We start from the raw sequence: 14,888 nt of genomic DNA, 5'->3' as shown, positions 1-14,888 counted from the left end.
GTGTTGGAGTGTGCCGATTAATCGGCGGCTGCACCAGTGATGGCTCGTGTTTATGGGGGGTTAGTCACGGTCTCGAAGGTAATGACGTACGAATGTGACAGGGGGCTTGCTGCCGATAGTGGTGGGGCCGTCAGCTGATCTGTTGCTGACACACCGTCATCGGGGGCAAGCCCCCTCCCACAGGGATTCTCTGCAGGGTTCAACCAGGTTGTTTTCGAACAAAAATTTCACGTCGCGTGTTATATCGTAACGAATTGTGTACAAACGGGCGTGAGTGGATGCAAGTGGATCTAGAGGCTGACGGCGCTTCGGTTGAAGGCTTGCCGCGTTTTCAGCAGGGGCTGTTTCATGCCCGTCGATTGCGCCAGGCCGGCATCAGCCTGGCGGCGCTGGCCGTTTGCGCTTGGGTGCTGGCGTTGTTTGTCGCTCTGTTTGCGCCGCTGTCGATCTGGCCGGTGGTGCTGATCAACTGCGCGTCGGCCTTGCTGGTGTTGGTGGCCGGCTTGCAATCGGCGTGGTGGGTCGCCGATTGGCGGGCGCAGGCGCTGGAAGAGCCGACGCTGGAATTGATCGAGCCGCGGCTTGAAGACACGGGCGGGTACGCGCGGTTTGCCGGACGTTTCGGCAGCAGCCTGCTGGCGCAGATTGGCGCGCCGGTGCTGTGGTTGAGTAGCTGGTCGTTGCTGGCACTGTTGAGCATTGTCGAATTCTGGAACCTGGCACTGCCCGCTGCAGCCGTGGGGCAATCGGCAAGCGTTGGCGCCGCGCTGGGGCTGGCATTGGCCTTTGGCTTGCTGGTGTTCGAGCGCCGCCTGGCGCAGGAAACGGCTGCGCAATGGCCGGAAGCCTCACAACTGGCGCAGTTAAGCCGGGTGGCGATTGCGTGCCTGGTGGTCAGCGCGATCTGCCTGCTGTTTGCCGGCGCGCAATCTGTATGGCCCTTGCGCCTGGCCGTGTTGATCGGCCTGCTGCCGGGGCTGGTTGCCGTGGAGTTTTTGCTCAGGGCCGTACTGTCGCTGTTCAGCCCACGCCAGCCGCGCCTCGAACCACGCTTGATGGCGCAAAGCTTTATTGCCGGTTTGCTGCGTTGGCCGCCACAACCCTTGCAGGCGCTGCAGCACGAGCTGCACAACCGCTTCGGTATCGACTTGCGCCAGATCTGGGCGTTTACCTACATGCGCCGGGCATTCCTGCCGGTGCTGCTGGTGGTATTGGCCGTAGGCTGGGCGCTGACCGGCGTGCACGAAGTGCCCCTGCAAGGCCGTGGGATTTATGAACGCTTCGGCAAACCTGTGGCGGTGTTCGGCCCTGGCCTGCATGCCGGATTGCCGTGGCCGTTGGGCCGCGTCATCGCTATCGAAAATGGCGTGGTGCATGAACTCGCTACCAGCGTCAGCGAGGCGGCTACACCGGAGCTGGCCGCCGCCGAAGGCCCGGCGCCGACGATCGCCAACCGGTTGTGGGACGCCAGCCATGTGAATGACAAATCCCAAGTGATCGCCAGCAGCAGCGGCGACAAGCAGAGCTTCCAGATCGTCAATATGGACGTGCGGTTCGTCTACCGCATTGGCCTGACCGATCAGGCGGCGCTGGCCGCCACCTATAACAGCGCCGATGTGCCGACGCTGATTCGCAGCACCGCCAGCCGCATCCTGGTGCACGACTTTGCCTCGCGCACGCTCGACGAATTGCTCGGTGAGCAACGCACCCAACTGGCCGACGAAATCGGCCGCTCGGTGCAGGCGGACTTGCAGAAACTCAACAGCGGCGTGGAGATTCTGGCCACGGTGGTCGAAGCGATTCACCCACCGGCCGGCGCTGCCAATGCCTACCACGCCGTGCAGGCTGCGCAGATCGGCGCCCAGGCGCTGATCTCCCGCGAACGCGGCGCTGCCAGCGAACAGACCAACCAGGCCTTGCTGCAGGCCAGCACTGCTCGCGATCAGGCCTTGGCCACCGCGCGCGAAGTGAATGCTGGCGCGCAAGCGGCCGACCTGCGGTTCAGCGCCGAACAAAAGGCCTACGCCACCGCTGGCCAGGCATTCGTGCTGGAACAGTACCTCGGCCAACTCAGCCAAGGCCTGGCCCACGCCAAGCTGCTTATTCTGGATCACCGCCTGGGCGCCGACGGCGCACCGACGATCGATCTGCGTTCTTTTACCTTGCCGGCCGACCCTAGGGCGCCGCGTAAAGCCGTTCAATAAGGAGTCTGTCTGTTGAGCGCTCATTCTCACGATCATGGTCATCATCACGGCCACCACCATCACCACCACGGTGATGAACAAGCCGCTGGCCCGTTTCCTTGGCGGCGCATGGCCTGGGCGGTGTTGCTGGTGCTGTTTGCGGTGGCGGCCGCCAGCCTGGTGCAGGTGCGTTCCGGCGAAGCCACGGTGATTACGCGGTTCGGCAACCCGTCGCGGGTGCTGCTGGAGCCAGGCCTGGGCTGGCGCTGGCCGGCGCCGTTCGAAGCGGCGATCCCGGTGGACCTGCGCCTGCGCACCACCTCCAGCGGTTTGCAGGACGTGGGCACCCGCGACGGCTTGCGGATTATCGTGCAGGCCTACGTGGCGTGGCAGGTGCAGGGCGATGCCGACAATGTGCAGCGCTTTATGCGCGCAGTGCAGAACCAGCCGGATGAAGCGGCGCGGCAGATTCGCACCTTCGTCGGCTCGGCGCTGGAGACCACTGCGGCCAGCTTTGACCTGTCCAGCCTGGTCAACACCGACGCCAGCCAAGTGCGCATCGCTGATTTTGAGGCACAGTTGCGCCAGCAGATTGATCAACAATTGCTCACCACTTATGGCGTGCGCGTGGCGCAAGTCGGTGTCGAGCGTCTGACCCTGCCGTCGGTCACCCTCACCGCCACCGTTGACCGCATGCGCGCCGAGCGCGAGACCATCGCCACCGAACGCACCGCCGTGGGCAAACGTGAAGCGGCGCAGATTCGCTCCGCCGCCGAACGTGATGCGCGCATCGTGCAGGCCGATGCCACGGTGAAAGCCGCCGATATCGAAGCGCAGTCGCGGGTCGAAGCGGCACAGATCTATGGCCGTGCCTACGCCGGCAATCCGCAGCTGTACAACCTGCTGCGCTCGCTGGACACCTTGGGCACGGTGGTGACGCCGGGCACCAAAATCATCCTGCGCACTGACGCCGCGCCGTTCCGCGCACTGGTGGATGGGCCGAAGGATGTTCAGCCATGAGTGAGCGTGACAGCCCGGACAGCCCATGGATCCAGGCTGGGCGCCTGACCTTCCTGGCGCTGTACGCGGTGACGGTGTTGGCGGCGTTGGCCTGGGCGTTTTCCAATGTGCGCCAGATCGACCCGCAGAACCGCGCCGTGGTGTTGCACTTCGGCGCGCTGGACCGTATTCAAAACGCCGGCCTTTTATTGGCGTGGCCGCAGCCGTTCGAGCAGGTGGTATTGCTGCCGGCAGCCGACCGTGTGATTGAGCGTCGGGTGGAGAACCTGCTGCGCTCCGACGCGGCGACCCAGGCCGACCGCGTGGCCACCTTTGCCGCGCCGTTGAGCGACGCGCTGGCAGGCTCCGGCTACCTGCTGACCGGCGATGCCGGTGTGGTGCAGCTGGATGTGCGGGTGTTCTACAAGGTCACCGAACCCTACGCGTTTGTGCTGCAGGGCGAGCACGTGCTGCCGGCGCTGGATCGCCTGGTGACGCGCAGCGCCGTGGCGCTGGCGGCGGCGCGCGACCTGGACACCATTCTGGTGGCGCGCCCGGAATTGATCGGCAGCGATAACGGCGCCGCCGAACGCCGTGAGCGGCTGCGCGGCGATCTGGTGCAAGGCATCAATAAACGCTTGGCAGACTTGGCCTCCACCGGTTTGGGGTTGGGCATCGAAGTGACGCGTGTCGATGTGCAATCGAGCCTGCCGGGCCCGGCGGTGAATGCCTTCAACGCAGTGCTGACGGCCAGCCAACAAGCCGATAAAGCCGTGGCCAATGCGCGCACCGACGCGGAAAAACTCACCCAAGCCGCCAATCAGGAGGCTGACCGAGTCGTACAAGTGGCCCACGCCCAAGCCAGCGAACGCCTGGCCAATGCCCAAGCGCAAACGGCCACCGTCGCCAGCCTGGCCCAGGTCAAAGACCCAGGCCTCATGCTGCGTCTGTACCGCGAACGCTTGCCGAAGATTCTCGGCCAGGCCGGTTCAGTGACCACGGTCGATCCCAAAGACGACTCCCGCTTGATCATCCAGGGAGCCGAACAATGAGCGCGCCTATGTTGACGTCCGCCGAGCAGCGCAGTGCTGCCCGGCAATTGACCCTGGCCATGTTGGCCTTGGGCTTATTGGTATTGGGGTTGGTGTGGCGCTGGCTGGCGCCGGACCAGAACGGTGTCAGCCAACTGCTGCTCGGCGTCGCTTCCTTGCTGGTGGCCGTGCCGGTGATGCGTTCGGCCTGGTACAGCCTGCGTTACCCGAGCCTGCATGGCATCACCGACCAATTGATCGCCCTGGCGATGATCGGCGCGTGGGCCACGGGCGATCTGCTCACCGCCGCGTTGCTGCCGATCATCATGATTTTCGGCCACGTGCTGGAAGAGCGCAGTGTGATTGGCTCCCAGGAAGCGATTCATGCCCTGGGCAAACTGACCCGCAGCCATGCCCGGTTGGTGCAGGCCGACGGCAGCATTGTGGAAGTGGATAACGGCACGCTGAACACCGGCGATGTCGTCGAAGTGCGTGCCGGTGACCGTGTGCCGGCCGATGGCGTGGTGCTGTCGGGCCAGGCGAGCCTGGACACGGCGCCGATCACCGGTGAGTCGGTGCCGCTGGAAGCCAGCGTGGGCGTGCAGGTGTTTGGTGGCGCGATCAACCTCGACGGCTTGCTGCGCCTGGAAGTGACGCGCACCGGTAACGAATCGACCCTGGGCAAAGTCATTGCGCTGATGCAGAACGCCGAACGTTCCAAGCCGCCGATCACGCGGCTGCTGGAGCGTTACGCCGGCAGTTATATGGTGCTGGTGTTGCTGCTGGCGGCGGTGACCTGGTTTGTGACCAATGACGCCCAGGCGATGTTGGCCGTGCTGGTAGCGGCGTGCCCATGCGCCTTGGTGCTGTCGGCCCCGGCCACGGCGATTGCCGGGATTGCAGTGGCGGCGCGGCACGGAATTTTGATTCGCAGCTCTGCATTTCTCGAGGAGTTGGCGGACCTGACCTCGCTGGTTGTGGATAAGACCGGCACGCTCACGTTTGGCACGCTGCGTTTGCAATCCATCGACACCACGGCGCCGGATCGGCAGGTGGTGTTGAACCTTGCCGCCAGCCTGGGTTCGGCCAGCAACCACCCGGTCAGCCGTGCGTTGGCGGGGCTGGCAACGCAGGAGCAAATGCTGGGGCTGACGGACATTCGCGAACGCCAGGGCCTGGGCGTGGTGGCGCAGACCGAGCAGGGCGAAGCGGCTTTGGGGCGCCCGGAGTTGTTTGAGCAATTGGGCATCGTGACCACCCGCGTCCCTGATCATGACGGCCCGATTGCCGGTCTGGCGCTGAACGGCCAGTTCCTCGCCTGGCTGCTGCTCGCCGACAGCGTCAAGCCGGAAGCGCGCCAGGCCCTGCAGGAGCTACGCGACTTGGGCCTGGGCCGCCAACTGCTGCTGACCGGTGACCGTCAAAGCGTGGCCGACAGCCTGGCGCTGGATGTCGGTATCAGCGACGTCGAAGCCCAGGCACTGCCGGAAGACAAGCTCAACCGCGTGCTTGGGGAAATCGGCAGTGGCTTTCGGCCAATGGTCGTCGGCGATGGCATCAATGACTCGCTGGCGCTCAAGGCGGGCGTGGTCGGTGTAGCAATGGGCGCGGGCGGTGCGGACATCGCGCTGGCGTCGGCGGATGTGGTGTTGATCGGCAGCGACCTGCGGCGCCTGGGCACGTGTGTGCGCTTGAGTCGCCAGTGCCGCCACACGTTGCAGGTCAACGTGATCATCGGGTTGGGCTGGACGCTGGCTATCGTGGTGTTTGCCGCGTTTGGCTGGCTGGGCGCGGCCGGCGCCATGATTGCGGCGGTGTTGCATAACTTGAGCACCTTGCTGGTACTGGGCAATGCCGGGCGTTTGCTGCGCTTTCAGGAGCCACTTTTGAAGCTTGAAGAATAATTTCAGAAATATCTGCATACAGCTGTAACGCCGATAAGGGTCCTCACTCTAGTGGTATGTCGAGACTGAACACTCCATTCAGACCGGCACCCCTACCGATCATGAGGACTCTAAAAATGAACTTCAAATCCGCTGCTGCTGGTGCCGCCCTTGCGATGGCCGCCGCTACCCTGTTTGCTGGTGTTGTGACCCAGGCTCAAGCCGCTGACACGGCTGTGCACTGCTACGGAATCAACGCGTGCAAAGGCCAGAACGACTGTAAAACCAAGGACCATGCTTGCAAAGGTCAGGGTTCTTGCAAAGGCCAGGGCTTCCTCGCCAAGCCCTCCGCTGCTGCCTGCATGAAGGCTGGCGGCACCGTCGACGAGTAACCGGCACCGAGTGCACCCGCAGCGGACGCCCCCCACCGCTGCGGACACTTTGCCCTGGAGTGAGTCATGTCCGCGTCCCTTCCAAGTCTGGGTTACGGCCTGGGTTTACGCAGTGAGTACTACCAGCAGATCCTTGAACAATCGCCGGCCGTGGATTGGTTTGAAGTGATCTCCGAGAATTATCTGGTCCAGGGCGGTAAAGCCTTGTACTACCTGGATGCGATAGCCGAGCGCTATCCCTTGGTGATGCACGGTGTGTCCCTGTCCATCGGCGGGCCGCATGCCCTCGATATCGATTACCTGAAACACATCAAGCAGCTCGCCGAGCGCATTCAGCCGGCGTGGGTTTCCGATCACCTGTGCTGGAGCCGCGGCAACGCCCATCAACTGCATGACCTGCTGCCGCTGCCCTACACCGAAGAAAGCCTCTACCACGTGGCCGGCCGCGTACGCCAAGTGCAAGACGTCTTGCAGCGTCCGCTGGTGCTGGAAAACGTTTCCAGCTATGTGCGTTCCAAGGCCGACGAATTCACCGAGTGGGAATTCCTCAAGGCCCTGGCCCACCTGACCGGCTGCCAGCTGTTGTTGGACGTGAACAATGTGTATGTCAGCTCGCGTAACCACGGCTTCGACGCCTGGACGTTTATCCGCAGCCTGCCGCCTGAAAGCATCCGCCAACTGCACTTGGCCGGGCATAGGGATTACGGCGACTACGTGGTCGATACCCATGATCACCCGGTGTGCGATCCGGTGTGGGCGCTGTATCAACAGACGCTGGAGCTGTTGGGGCCGGTCTCGACATTGCTGGAGCGCGATGACCATTTCCCGCCGTTCGAAGAGCTGCTCGCCGAGTTGAGCAAGGCCCGTGAACTGGGCGCCAGTGCGCTGGCCAGGAGGGCGTTATGCGCCTGATCGACTGGCAGCTGGCGTTTGAGCAGCATCTATTGTCAGAAAGCTCGGTGGCCAACAGTGGTTTTGCCGCGACCTTGCTGGGTGGGCCGACCCTGAATGTGGACACGGGCCTGGCGATTTACCACAACGCCTATGTGTCGCGGCTTCAGGAAGTGTTGCGGCATGACTTCGGCGCCATCCGCTATTGGCTGGGTGACGACGAGTTTGCATTACTGACGGACGCCTATGTGCGCCGCTATCCGTCGGCCCATTACAGCCTGCGTTGGCTGGGCGAGCGGTTCCCGGCGTTTCTCGTCGAGTATCTGGTGCAAGAGCACAGCGCGCCGCTGGCCGAGTTGGCGCGGTTGGAGTGGGCGTTTACCTTGGCGTTCGATGCGCCGCAGGGTGAGCCGCTGGGTGTGAATGACATGGCGCAGCTGGCCCCCGAAAACTGGCCGGGTTTGCAGGTAGGCCTGGCGCCTTCGGTGCAACAGGTGCTGTGTCAGTTCAATAGCGTGGCGATCTGGCGGGCCAGCAAGGATGAGTCGGATTTCCCTGACAGCCAGGCGCTGGAACGGGCGCAGATGTGCCTGGTGTGGCGTCACCAGAATGTGTGCCATTACCGCAGCCTTGAGCCGGCTGAAGCCTGTGCGCTGGCGGGAATGGTGACCACCGGCTGGAATTTTTCAGAACTGTGCACAGGGTTGGCAGTCACTTATGGAGAGGGGGCGCCACTGCAAGCGGTGACCTGGCTGAAACAGTGGATCCAGGACGGTTTGCTCGAGCATCGAGCCTCATAGTTAAGTGCTATTAAATCGATAGCCTCCTACTTTGTCTTCGGATGGTCTACCCTCATTCCAGACGTCTGAAACAAGGGGGGACTACTCATGCTCGCGCAACTTCCACCGGCCTTACAGAATCTCAAGCTACCGCTGCGTCTTCGACTCTGGGACGGCCATGAATTTAACCTGGGCCCCGAGCCCAGTGTGACGATCGTGGTAAAGGACCCCACGGTCGTTTCCAGCCTGACTCATCCAACGCTGGACTCATTGGGCGAAGCCTTCGTCGAGGGCAGACTGGAGCTGGAAGGCTCCATCAGCGAAGTAATCCGAGTATGCGACGAGCTGAGTCACGCCCTGATTGAAGACGACGAGGAGAGTCGTCCGGTACGCTCGATCCACGACAAGGCCACTGATGCCGCGGCCATTTCCTACCATTACGACCTGTCCAACGAGTTCTACCAGCTGTGGCTGGATCAGGACATGGCGTACTCCTGCGGTTATTTCGAAACCGGCAGCGAATCCATCGATCAGGCCCAACAAGACAAATTTCGCCACCTGTGCCGCAAGTTGCGGCTGCAGCCAGGCGAGTATTTGCTCGACGTCGGCTGTGGGTGGGGTGGGTTGGCGCGTTTTGCGGCGCGCGAGTTCGGCGTCAAAGTGTTTGGGATCACGCTGAGCAAAGAACAGTTGGCGTTGGCCCGTGAACGGGTCAAGGCCGAGGGGCTGGAAGACCAGGTAGACCTGCAACTGCTCGACTACCGCGATCTGCCGCAGGACGGTCGTTTCGACAAGGTGGTGAGCGTGGGCATGTTTGAGCACGTCGGCCACGCCAACCTGGCGGAGTACTGCAAGGTGCTGTTTGGCGCCGTGCGCGAAGGCGGCCTGGTGATGAACCACGGCATCACCGCCAAGCACACCGACGGTCGCCCCGTAGGCCGTGGCGCCGGCGATTTTATCGAGCGATATGTGTTCCCCAACGGCGAGCTGCCGCACCTGGCGATGATGACGGCGGAAATCAGCGAAGTCGGGTTGGAAGTGGTCGACGTCGAAAGCCTGCGCCTGCATTACGCGCGCACGCTGGACCATTGGAGTGAACGCCTGGAAGACAACCTCGAGGCGGCCGCCAAGATGGTGCCGGAGCAAGCGTTGCGGATCTGGCGGCTGTACCTGGCCGGGTGCGCGTATGCGTTTGCGCGGGGCTGGATCAACTTGCACCAGATATTGGCAGTGAAGCCTCACGCTGATGGCAGCCATGAACTGCCGTGGACGCGGGAAGATATTTACCGCTGATCTTCAGCACACTGCAGATCAAAAAACTGTGGGAGCTGGCTTGCCTGCGAAAGCGGTGTATCAGGACCAGATGGGTCGACTGATACACCGCCATCGCAGGCAAGCCCGCTCCCACATTTGTTTCTGTGTTGTTTGTTAGAGAATCGGTGAGATCAAACGCGCCACCCGCATGCCCAGCTGTTGCAGGCGGCGGGTCTCGCGGCTTTCTTCGTGGCTGACTTCATGGGCTTGTGCGAAGTCGTCCAGCAGCATCTGCTCCACCTGGCTGGCAAACGCTTCATCGACCGTCAGCAACATCACTTCAAAATTCAGCCGGAACGAACGGTTGTCCATGTTCGCACTGCCGATTGCGCTGATTTCGCTGTCCACCAGCACCACTTTCTGATGCAGGAAGCCCGGCTTGTAGCGGAACACGCGCACGCCAGCGCGTACGGCTTCGATGGCGTAGAGGCTGGAGGCGGCGTAGACGATACGGTGATCAGGCCGCGACGGCAGCAGCAGGCGCACATCGACCCCGCGCAAAACCGCCAGGCGCAGGGCGGCGAACACCGCTTCATCGGGCACGAAATACGGGCTGGTGATCCACACGCGCTCGGTCGCGGCATGGATAGCCTCGACGAAAAACAGCGAGCAGGTTTCATACGGATCGGCCGGGCCGCTGGCGAGCAATTGGCAGAGCACGCCGTCTTCGGGGTAGGCGTCAGGCAGGATCAGCGGCGGCAGCTCGCGCGCGGCCCAGAACCAGTCTTCGGCAAACGACTCCTGCAGGCACGCCACCACCGGGCCGGTAACCTGCACGTGGGTGTCACGCCACGGCGCCAGTGGCGGTTTTTTGCCCAAGTATTCATCGCCGACGTTATGCCCGCCGACAAAGCCGGTGAGGCCGTCGACCACCACGATCTTTCGGTGGTTACGAAAGTTGACCTGGAACCGATTGAGCCAGCCGCTGCGGGTGGCGAACGCTTTGACTTTGACCCCGGCGTCGCGCAGCGACTGCACATAGCTGTGGGGCAGGGCGTGGCTACCGATGCGGTCGTAGAGCACGTGAATATCTACACCTTCGGCAGCTTTTTCCTTCAGCAGGGTGTGCAACTGCCTGCCAAGATCGTCGTCATGAATGATAAAAAACTGGAACAGCACCGCCGTCTTAGCCTGGCGAATCGCCGCGAAAATCGCGCTGAACGTGGCATCGCCATTAATCAGCAAGCGCACGTCATTGTTGGCCAGGCACGGCATGCGACCCAATTTGGGCATCGCGCGCAAGGACGCATAGGCGTGGGAGTTGCGCGCTGTCAGGGCTTCTTCGACCCACGGGCGCCAGTTCAGCGCGGTGATGGCGGTGTGCATTTCCTGGTTGGCCTGGCGACGCGCCTGGATGTACGCGTCAAAGGTGCTGCGGCCGAAGATGAGGTAGGGAATCAGCGTCAGGTAAGGCATGAACATCAGCGACAAGGCCCAGGCGATCGAGCCTTGGGCGGTCCTGACGGTCAGCACCGCGTGGATCGCGGCGAGCGTCCCGAGAAAATGCAGCGTGGCAATGAAGTAGGCGAGCAGGTGCGGGCCAAAAAAATCCATGAACGACATCACTCCAGGCAATCCAGTGCCCTAACAGACCATGTTCGACGACGAATGTCGCTATTTTATTTGCCGTGCAACACTGGCGCCTTTGCAGCGTCTAACGCCCACAATTACCCAGGAGTTACCCGATGAATGCTCGTCTGCTTGGTTTGGCCATGGTTGTTGGATTGACGCTGCCCGTGGCGGCTCAGGCGCAGATGCTGGCGCCGGGCTTGTGGGAATTGACCACCAGCAATATGAAAGTCGATAACCAGGACTTGCCCGACCTGTCGCTGATCCTCGGTCAGCTCAAGCAACAGATGACGCCCGAACAGCGCGCCATGCTCGAAAAACAGGGCATCACCATGGCCGGCAAAGGCGTGCAGGTTTGCCTGACGCCTGCCCAGGTCGCGTCTGACTCCATTCCCCTGACCGACCCGCAATCGGGCTGCAAACAGCAAGTGACCGACAAAACCGGCAACCAGTGGAAATTCCGTTTCAGCTGCCCGAAAGCCCAGGGCACTGGCGTTGCGACCTTCCAGAGCCAGCAGGAATTCACCACCACCGTCAACGGTACCTTCAATGCCACCGGCGTTCAGCAGAAGGGCAGCCTGGACACTCACGCCCAATGGCTGGGCAACGATTGCGGTACGGTCAAACCCCGCGCTTAACGCAGAAAGTGCAGGGGCAGCCCCTGGCAACTGTCGATCACCTGGCCGTTGTGCCACGCCAGGTGGCCGGACACCAGGGTGGTGCTGACGCTGTGGCGAAAGCTGCGCTCGGCGAAGGGCGTCCAGCCGCAGCGTGCGAGAATCGGCTGGCTGCTGACGGGTTTGCCTTCGGGCTCAGGTTTGATCAGCACCAGATCGGCCCAATAACCCTCACGTAGATAGCCTCGATCCGGGATCGCGAACAGGTCGGCCACACGGTGACTGGTCTTTGCCACCAGTGTGGTCAGCGGCAAATGCCCGTCAATCACCAGCTCCAACAACGCCGGCAGTGCGTGCTGCACCAATGGCAGGCCTGACGGCGCTTCGCGATAGCCCAACTGTTTTTGCGCCCAGGTATGCGGCGCATGATCACTGCCGATCACATCCAGACGATTACTCAGCAAGGCCAGGCGCAGCGCGTCGCGGTCGGCGCGGGTCTTGATCGCCGGGTTGCATTTGATCTGGTGGCCAAGGCGGTGATAGTCGCGGTCATCGAACAGCAGATGGTGCAGGCAAACCTCGGCAGTGATGCGCTTCTCGGCCAAAGGCTTGTCTTCGAACAGGGCCAACTCGCGAGCGCTGGTCAGGTGCAGCACGTGTAGGCGCGTGCCGTGTTGCTGGGCCAGTTCCACCGCAAAAGACGATGAGCGAAAACAGGCTTCGGCATCCCGGATCAGCGGGTGGGCGACGGCGGGAATGTGCTCGCCGAAGCGCTCACGCAGGCGCTGCTCATTCGCCAGGATGCTCGGCGTGTGTTCGCAGTGGGCGAGAAGGATGGTCGGTACTTCGGCAAACAGCCGCTCGAGAATTCGCGGGTCGTCCACCAGCATGTTGCCGGTGGAGGCGCCCATGAACACTTTCACCCCGGCCACTTCACGCGGATCGAGGGCGGCGACGATGTCCAGGTTGTCGTTGCTCACGCCAAAGTGAAAGCCGTAGTTGGCCACCGAGTGCAATGCGGCGCGGCGCTTCTTATCGGCCAGGGCTTCCAGGTTCAGGGTGGCAGGGTGGGTGTTGGGCATGTCCATGAAACTGGTGATGCCACCGGCCACCGCCGCGCGGGATTCACTGTAAAAACTGCCTTTGTCGGGCGCGCCAGGTTCGCGAAAGTGCACCTGGTCGTCGATCATGCCTGGCAGCAGCCATTGACCCTGTGCGTCAATTTCCACCGGCTCGTTGTAGCCTTCGAGGCTGGCGGCAATCTTCTCGATGCGGCCATTGGCGACCAGTACATCGGCATCGAACTCCCGGCCTTCATTCACCAGGCGGGCATTGCGAATCAGCAGGCGGCTCATGGTTCAGAACTCGTTTTGCAGGGCTTTGTAACCACGCACCAGGTCGACGTTGGTATGTGCCACGTCTTCAGAAAACTCTGAGGCGCTGACACTCACCGGCGGAAATTGCGACAGGTCGGTGTTCGGGCCGATGCGGGTGGTGGAGGGCACGTAGAAGGCGGCGGGCAAGTCGCGGCCGTCGACCACCGAGTTGTGGCGCACCACGCAGCCATCGCCGACGGCGCAGTTGAACAGCACGCTGTTGAAGCCGATAAACACGCGGTCGCCGACGGTGCAGGGGCCGTGGACGATGGAGCGATGCGCGATGGAGGTAAATTCTCCAATGGTCACCGCCGCGCCGGATTTGGAGTGGATGACCACGCCGTCCTGAATGTTTGAATTGGCGCCAATGGTGATCGGGTCCATGTCGCCGGTGGCGTCGACTTCGTCAGCACGGATCACGGCGTAAGGGCCGACGAAGACGTTCTCGCCGATGATGACCTTGCCGCAGATGATTGCGGTTTTATCCACGTAGGCCGATTCGGCAATCACCGGCAGATCGCCGGAAGGGTTCTTGCGGATCATGCAGCGGGCTCCTTTTTTAGGGGCGAGGTGATGATGTGAACGTAGGCGCCGTCGATGGCGTTGTAGAAGCAGGTGGGCCGGCCGGTGTGGCAGGCCGGGCCTTGTTGGTCGACGATCAGCAGCACGGCGTCGCCGTCGCAATCCAGCCGGGCCTCGACCAGCTGTTGCCAGTGGCCGGAGCTTTCACCTTTGCGCCACAGCTGCCTGCGCGAGCGCGACCAATAGCAGACTTGCCCGGTGGCCAGGGTTTCGGTGAGGGCCTGGCGGTTCATCCAGGCCAGCATCAACACCTCACCGCTGCCGTGTTGCTGGGCGACGGCGGCAATCAGGCCGTCGCTGTTCCACGCCACGGCGTCGAGCACGGTGTGGAGTGGAAAGCGGCTGCCCATGGCAGCCTCTTCCAGGTCGAGCATGCTCAGGGTCATGGCTTGCTCAGGGCCGCGCACAGGGTGTTGAGGTTGTATTCGAACAGCCCGGTAAAGGTGCTGGCCGGGCCTTGGGCGGCGAGGGCGTCGGAGTACAACGTGCCGCCAATCTGCGCGCCGCTTTCGTCAGCAATCTGCTTGAGCAGGCGCGAATCCTTGATGTTTTCCATGAACACGGCTTTGACCTTGTCTTTGCGGATCTGGGTGATCAGCGCCGCGACTTCGGCGGCAGACGGTTCGCGTTCAGTCGACAGACCCTGGGGCGCGAGGAACTGAATGCCATAGGCCTGGCCCAGGTAACCGAAGGCGTCATGCGAGGTGACGATGCGACGGTTGCCCGGTGGCAGCGCGCCGAACCGGGTCTTGGCCTCGGCCAGCAGGCGGTAGATTTCTTTCAGGTAGGTTTGGCTGTTGCGCTGGTAATCGGCTTTGTTGGCCGGGTCGGCGGCAATCAACGCCTTGGTGATGTTGTTCACATAGATTTCGACGTTGGCCAGGTTATGCCAGGCGTGCGGGTCGGGGATGGTTTCGCCGTCTTCTTCCATGGTGTGAGAGATCACGCCTTTGCTGGCGGTCACGACCGTGGCTTTGGTTTCGGTGCTGGTCACCAGGCGGTCCAGCCAGGGCTCGAAGCCAAGGCCGTTCTTGATGATGACCCGGGCCTTGAGCAGCGCCTTGGCGTCGTCTGGCGTGGGTTCGTAGGTATGGGCGTCGGCGTCCGGGCCGACCATGTTGCTGATCTGGATGTGATCGCCACCGATCTGGTGGGTGATGTCATCCAGAATACTGAAGCTGGTCACCACTTGAAGTTTGTCGGCGGCCTGAGCCATCGACAAGGGCAGCAGAAGGCTGAACATCACGAGTAGAGCGCGCATCGGGAAACACC

14 protein-coding genes are annotated in these 14,888 nt (G+C 62.4%); 9 read left to right on the top strand and 5 right to left on the bottom strand.

Annotated elements, in window-relative coordinates; all coding sequences use genetic code 11:
* Positions 1 to 278 precede the first annotated feature (278 nt).
* The 8 genes from hflK (AB5I78_RS29195) to cfaB all read left to right on the top strand — a co-directional run bounded on the left by hflK (AB5I78_RS29195) (position 279) and on the right by cfaB (position 9,451).
* Entirely contained in the window at positions 279 to 2,204 is a 1,926-nt protein-coding gene (gene hflK / locus AB5I78_RS29195) for a protease modulator HflK (protein ID WP_369302795.1), read from the top strand.
* A gap of 9 nt (positions 2,205 to 2,213) precedes the next feature.
* Positions 2,214 to 3,203, top strand: a complete 990-nt coding sequence (gene hflC / locus AB5I78_RS29190; protein ID WP_164488004.1) for a protease modulator HflC — start codon at positions 2,214 to 2,216, stop codon at positions 3,201 to 3,203.
* The gene (gene hflK, locus AB5I78_RS29185) at positions 3,200 to 4,234 is read left to right on the top strand and encodes a protease modulator HflK (RefSeq protein WP_169367886.1); all 1,035 of its coding nucleotides are present in this window, start codon (positions 3,200 to 3,202) and stop codon (positions 4,232 to 4,234) included. Before hflC ends, hflK (AB5I78_RS29185) begins: the two co-directional genes overlap by 4 nt.
* The gene (locus tag AB5I78_RS29180) at positions 4,231 to 6,117 is read left to right on the top strand and encodes a cation-translocating P-type ATPase (RefSeq protein WP_369302796.1); all 1,887 of its coding nucleotides are present in this window, start codon (positions 4,231 to 4,233) and stop codon (positions 6,115 to 6,117) included. The genes hflK (AB5I78_RS29185) and AB5I78_RS29180 overlap by 4 nt, the downstream gene beginning before the upstream one ends.
* Before the next feature lie 116 nt (positions 6,118 to 6,233).
* Positions 6,234 to 6,488, top strand: a complete 255-nt coding sequence (locus AB5I78_RS29175; protein ID WP_369302797.1) for a hypothetical protein — start codon at positions 6,234 to 6,236, stop codon at positions 6,486 to 6,488.
* A gap of 66 nt (positions 6,489 to 6,554) precedes the next feature.
* Entirely contained in the window at positions 6,555 to 7,400 is an 846-nt protein-coding gene (locus AB5I78_RS29170; protein WP_145158352.1) for a DUF692 domain-containing protein, read from the top strand.
* A complete protein-coding gene (locus AB5I78_RS29165) occupies positions 7,391 to 8,179 on the top strand; it encodes a putative DNA-binding domain-containing protein (RefSeq protein ID WP_369302798.1) in 789 nt (262 codons plus the stop codon). The genes AB5I78_RS29170 and AB5I78_RS29165 overlap by 10 nt, the downstream gene beginning before the upstream one ends.
* Before the next feature lie 87 nt (positions 8,180 to 8,266).
* The gene (gene cfaB / locus AB5I78_RS29160; RefSeq protein WP_145158346.1) at positions 8,267 to 9,451 is read left to right on the top strand and encodes a C17 cyclopropane fatty acid synthase CfaB; all 1,185 of its coding nucleotides are present in this window, start codon (positions 8,267 to 8,269) and stop codon (positions 9,449 to 9,451) included.
* A 135-nt stretch (positions 9,452 to 9,586) separates the two neighbouring features.
* Here the strand turns inward: cfaB and cls are convergent, their stop codons facing one another.
* Positions 9,587 to 11,026, bottom strand: a complete 1,440-nt coding sequence (gene cls, locus AB5I78_RS29155; RefSeq protein ID WP_242201261.1) for a cardiolipin synthase — start codon at positions 11,024 to 11,026, stop codon at positions 9,587 to 9,589.
* A 131-nt stretch (positions 11,027 to 11,157) separates the two neighbouring features.
* Here cls and AB5I78_RS29150 point away from each other — a divergent pair, with 131 nt between their 5' ends.
* A complete protein-coding gene (locus AB5I78_RS29150; protein ID WP_119741192.1) occupies positions 11,158 to 11,679 on the top strand; it encodes a DUF3617 domain-containing protein in 522 nt (173 codons plus the stop codon).
* On the opposite strand, the gene AB5I78_RS29145 is transcribed toward AB5I78_RS29150, so the two are convergent.
* From AB5I78_RS29145 to AB5I78_RS29130, 4 genes are read right to left on the bottom strand one after another with little or no spacing between them, the layout of a single operon-like run.
* Positions 11,676 to 13,013: a dihydroorotase gene (locus tag AB5I78_RS29145; protein WP_369302799.1), complete on the bottom strand. Its 1,338-nt coding sequence runs from the start codon at positions 13,011 to 13,013 to the stop codon at positions 11,676 to 11,678. The two genes, AB5I78_RS29150 and AB5I78_RS29145, sit on opposite strands and share 4 nt — an antisense overlap.
* 3 nt (positions 13,014 to 13,016) lie before the next feature.
* On the bottom strand, positions 13,017 to 13,577 hold the full coding sequence (locus tag AB5I78_RS29140) for a DapH/DapD/GlmU-related protein (protein ID WP_369302800.1): 561 nt from the start codon (positions 13,575 to 13,577) through the stop codon (positions 13,017 to 13,019).
* Complete coding sequence (gene hisI / locus AB5I78_RS29135; RefSeq protein WP_369302801.1) at positions 13,574 to 14,002, bottom strand: phosphoribosyl-AMP cyclohydrolase; 429 nt, start codon at positions 14,000 to 14,002, stop codon at positions 13,574 to 13,576. The genes AB5I78_RS29140 and hisI overlap by 4 nt, the downstream gene beginning before the upstream one ends.
* Complete coding sequence (locus AB5I78_RS29130) at positions 13,999 to 14,877, bottom strand: metal ABC transporter substrate-binding protein (RefSeq protein ID WP_369302802.1); 879 nt, start codon at positions 14,875 to 14,877, stop codon at positions 13,999 to 14,001. The genes hisI and AB5I78_RS29130 overlap by 4 nt, the downstream gene beginning before the upstream one ends.
* Positions 14,878 to 14,888 lie beyond the last annotated feature (11 nt).

This window comes from Pseudomonas sp. N2-3-1-14, from assembly GCF_041228395.1.
Classification (GTDB): domain Bacteria; phylum Pseudomonadota; class Gammaproteobacteria; order Pseudomonadales; family Pseudomonadaceae; genus Aquipseudomonas.
This window is presented reverse-complemented; position numbering and strand designations above follow the sequence as displayed.

What these genes read in the sequence shown, in the direction of transcription:
- AB5I78_RS29145 (WP_369302799.1), bottom strand. Translation starts at nt 13,013, where the DNA reads ATGAGCCGCCTGCTGATTCGCAATGCCCGCCTGGTGAATGAAGGCCGG.
- AB5I78_RS29150 (WP_119741192.1), top strand. Translation starts at nt 11,158, where the DNA reads ATGAATGCTCGTCTGCTTGGTTTGGCCATGGTTGTTGGATTGACGCTG.
- AB5I78_RS29180 (WP_369302796.1), top strand. Translation starts at nt 4,231, where the DNA reads ATGAGCGCGCCTATGTTGACGTCCGCCGAGCAGCGCAGTGCTGCCCGG.
- AB5I78_RS29175 (WP_369302797.1), top strand. Translation starts at nt 6,234, where the DNA reads ATGAACTTCAAATCCGCTGCTGCTGGTGCCGCCCTTGCGATGGCCGCC.
- AB5I78_RS29170 (WP_145158352.1), top strand. Translation starts at nt 6,555, where the DNA reads ATGTCCGCGTCCCTTCCAAGTCTGGGTTACGGCCTGGGTTTACGCAGT.
- cls (WP_242201261.1), bottom strand. Translation starts at nt 11,026, where the DNA reads ATGGATTTTTTTGGCCCGCACCTGCTCGCCTACTTCATTGCCACGCTG.
- AB5I78_RS29140 (WP_369302800.1), bottom strand. Translation starts at nt 13,577, where the DNA reads ATGATCCGCAAGAACCCTTCCGGCGATCTGCCGGTGATTGCCGAATCG.
- hflK (WP_369302795.1), top strand. Translation starts at nt 279, where the DNA reads ATGCAAGTGGATCTAGAGGCTGACGGCGCTTCGGTTGAAGGCTTGCCG.
- AB5I78_RS29130 (WP_369302802.1), bottom strand. Translation starts at nt 14,877, where the DNA reads ATGCGCGCTCTACTCGTGATGTTCAGCCTTCTGCTGCCCTTGTCGATG.
- AB5I78_RS29165 (WP_369302798.1), top strand. Translation starts at nt 7,391, where the DNA reads ATGCGCCTGATCGACTGGCAGCTGGCGTTTGAGCAGCATCTATTGTCA.
- cfaB (WP_145158346.1), top strand. Translation starts at nt 8,267, where the DNA reads ATGCTCGCGCAACTTCCACCGGCCTTACAGAATCTCAAGCTACCGCTG.
- hflK (WP_169367886.1), top strand. Translation starts at nt 3,200, where the DNA reads ATGAGTGAGCGTGACAGCCCGGACAGCCCATGGATCCAGGCTGGGCGC.
- hisI (WP_369302801.1), bottom strand. Translation starts at nt 14,002, where the DNA reads ATGACCCTGAGCATGCTCGACCTGGAAGAGGCTGCCATGGGCAGCCGC.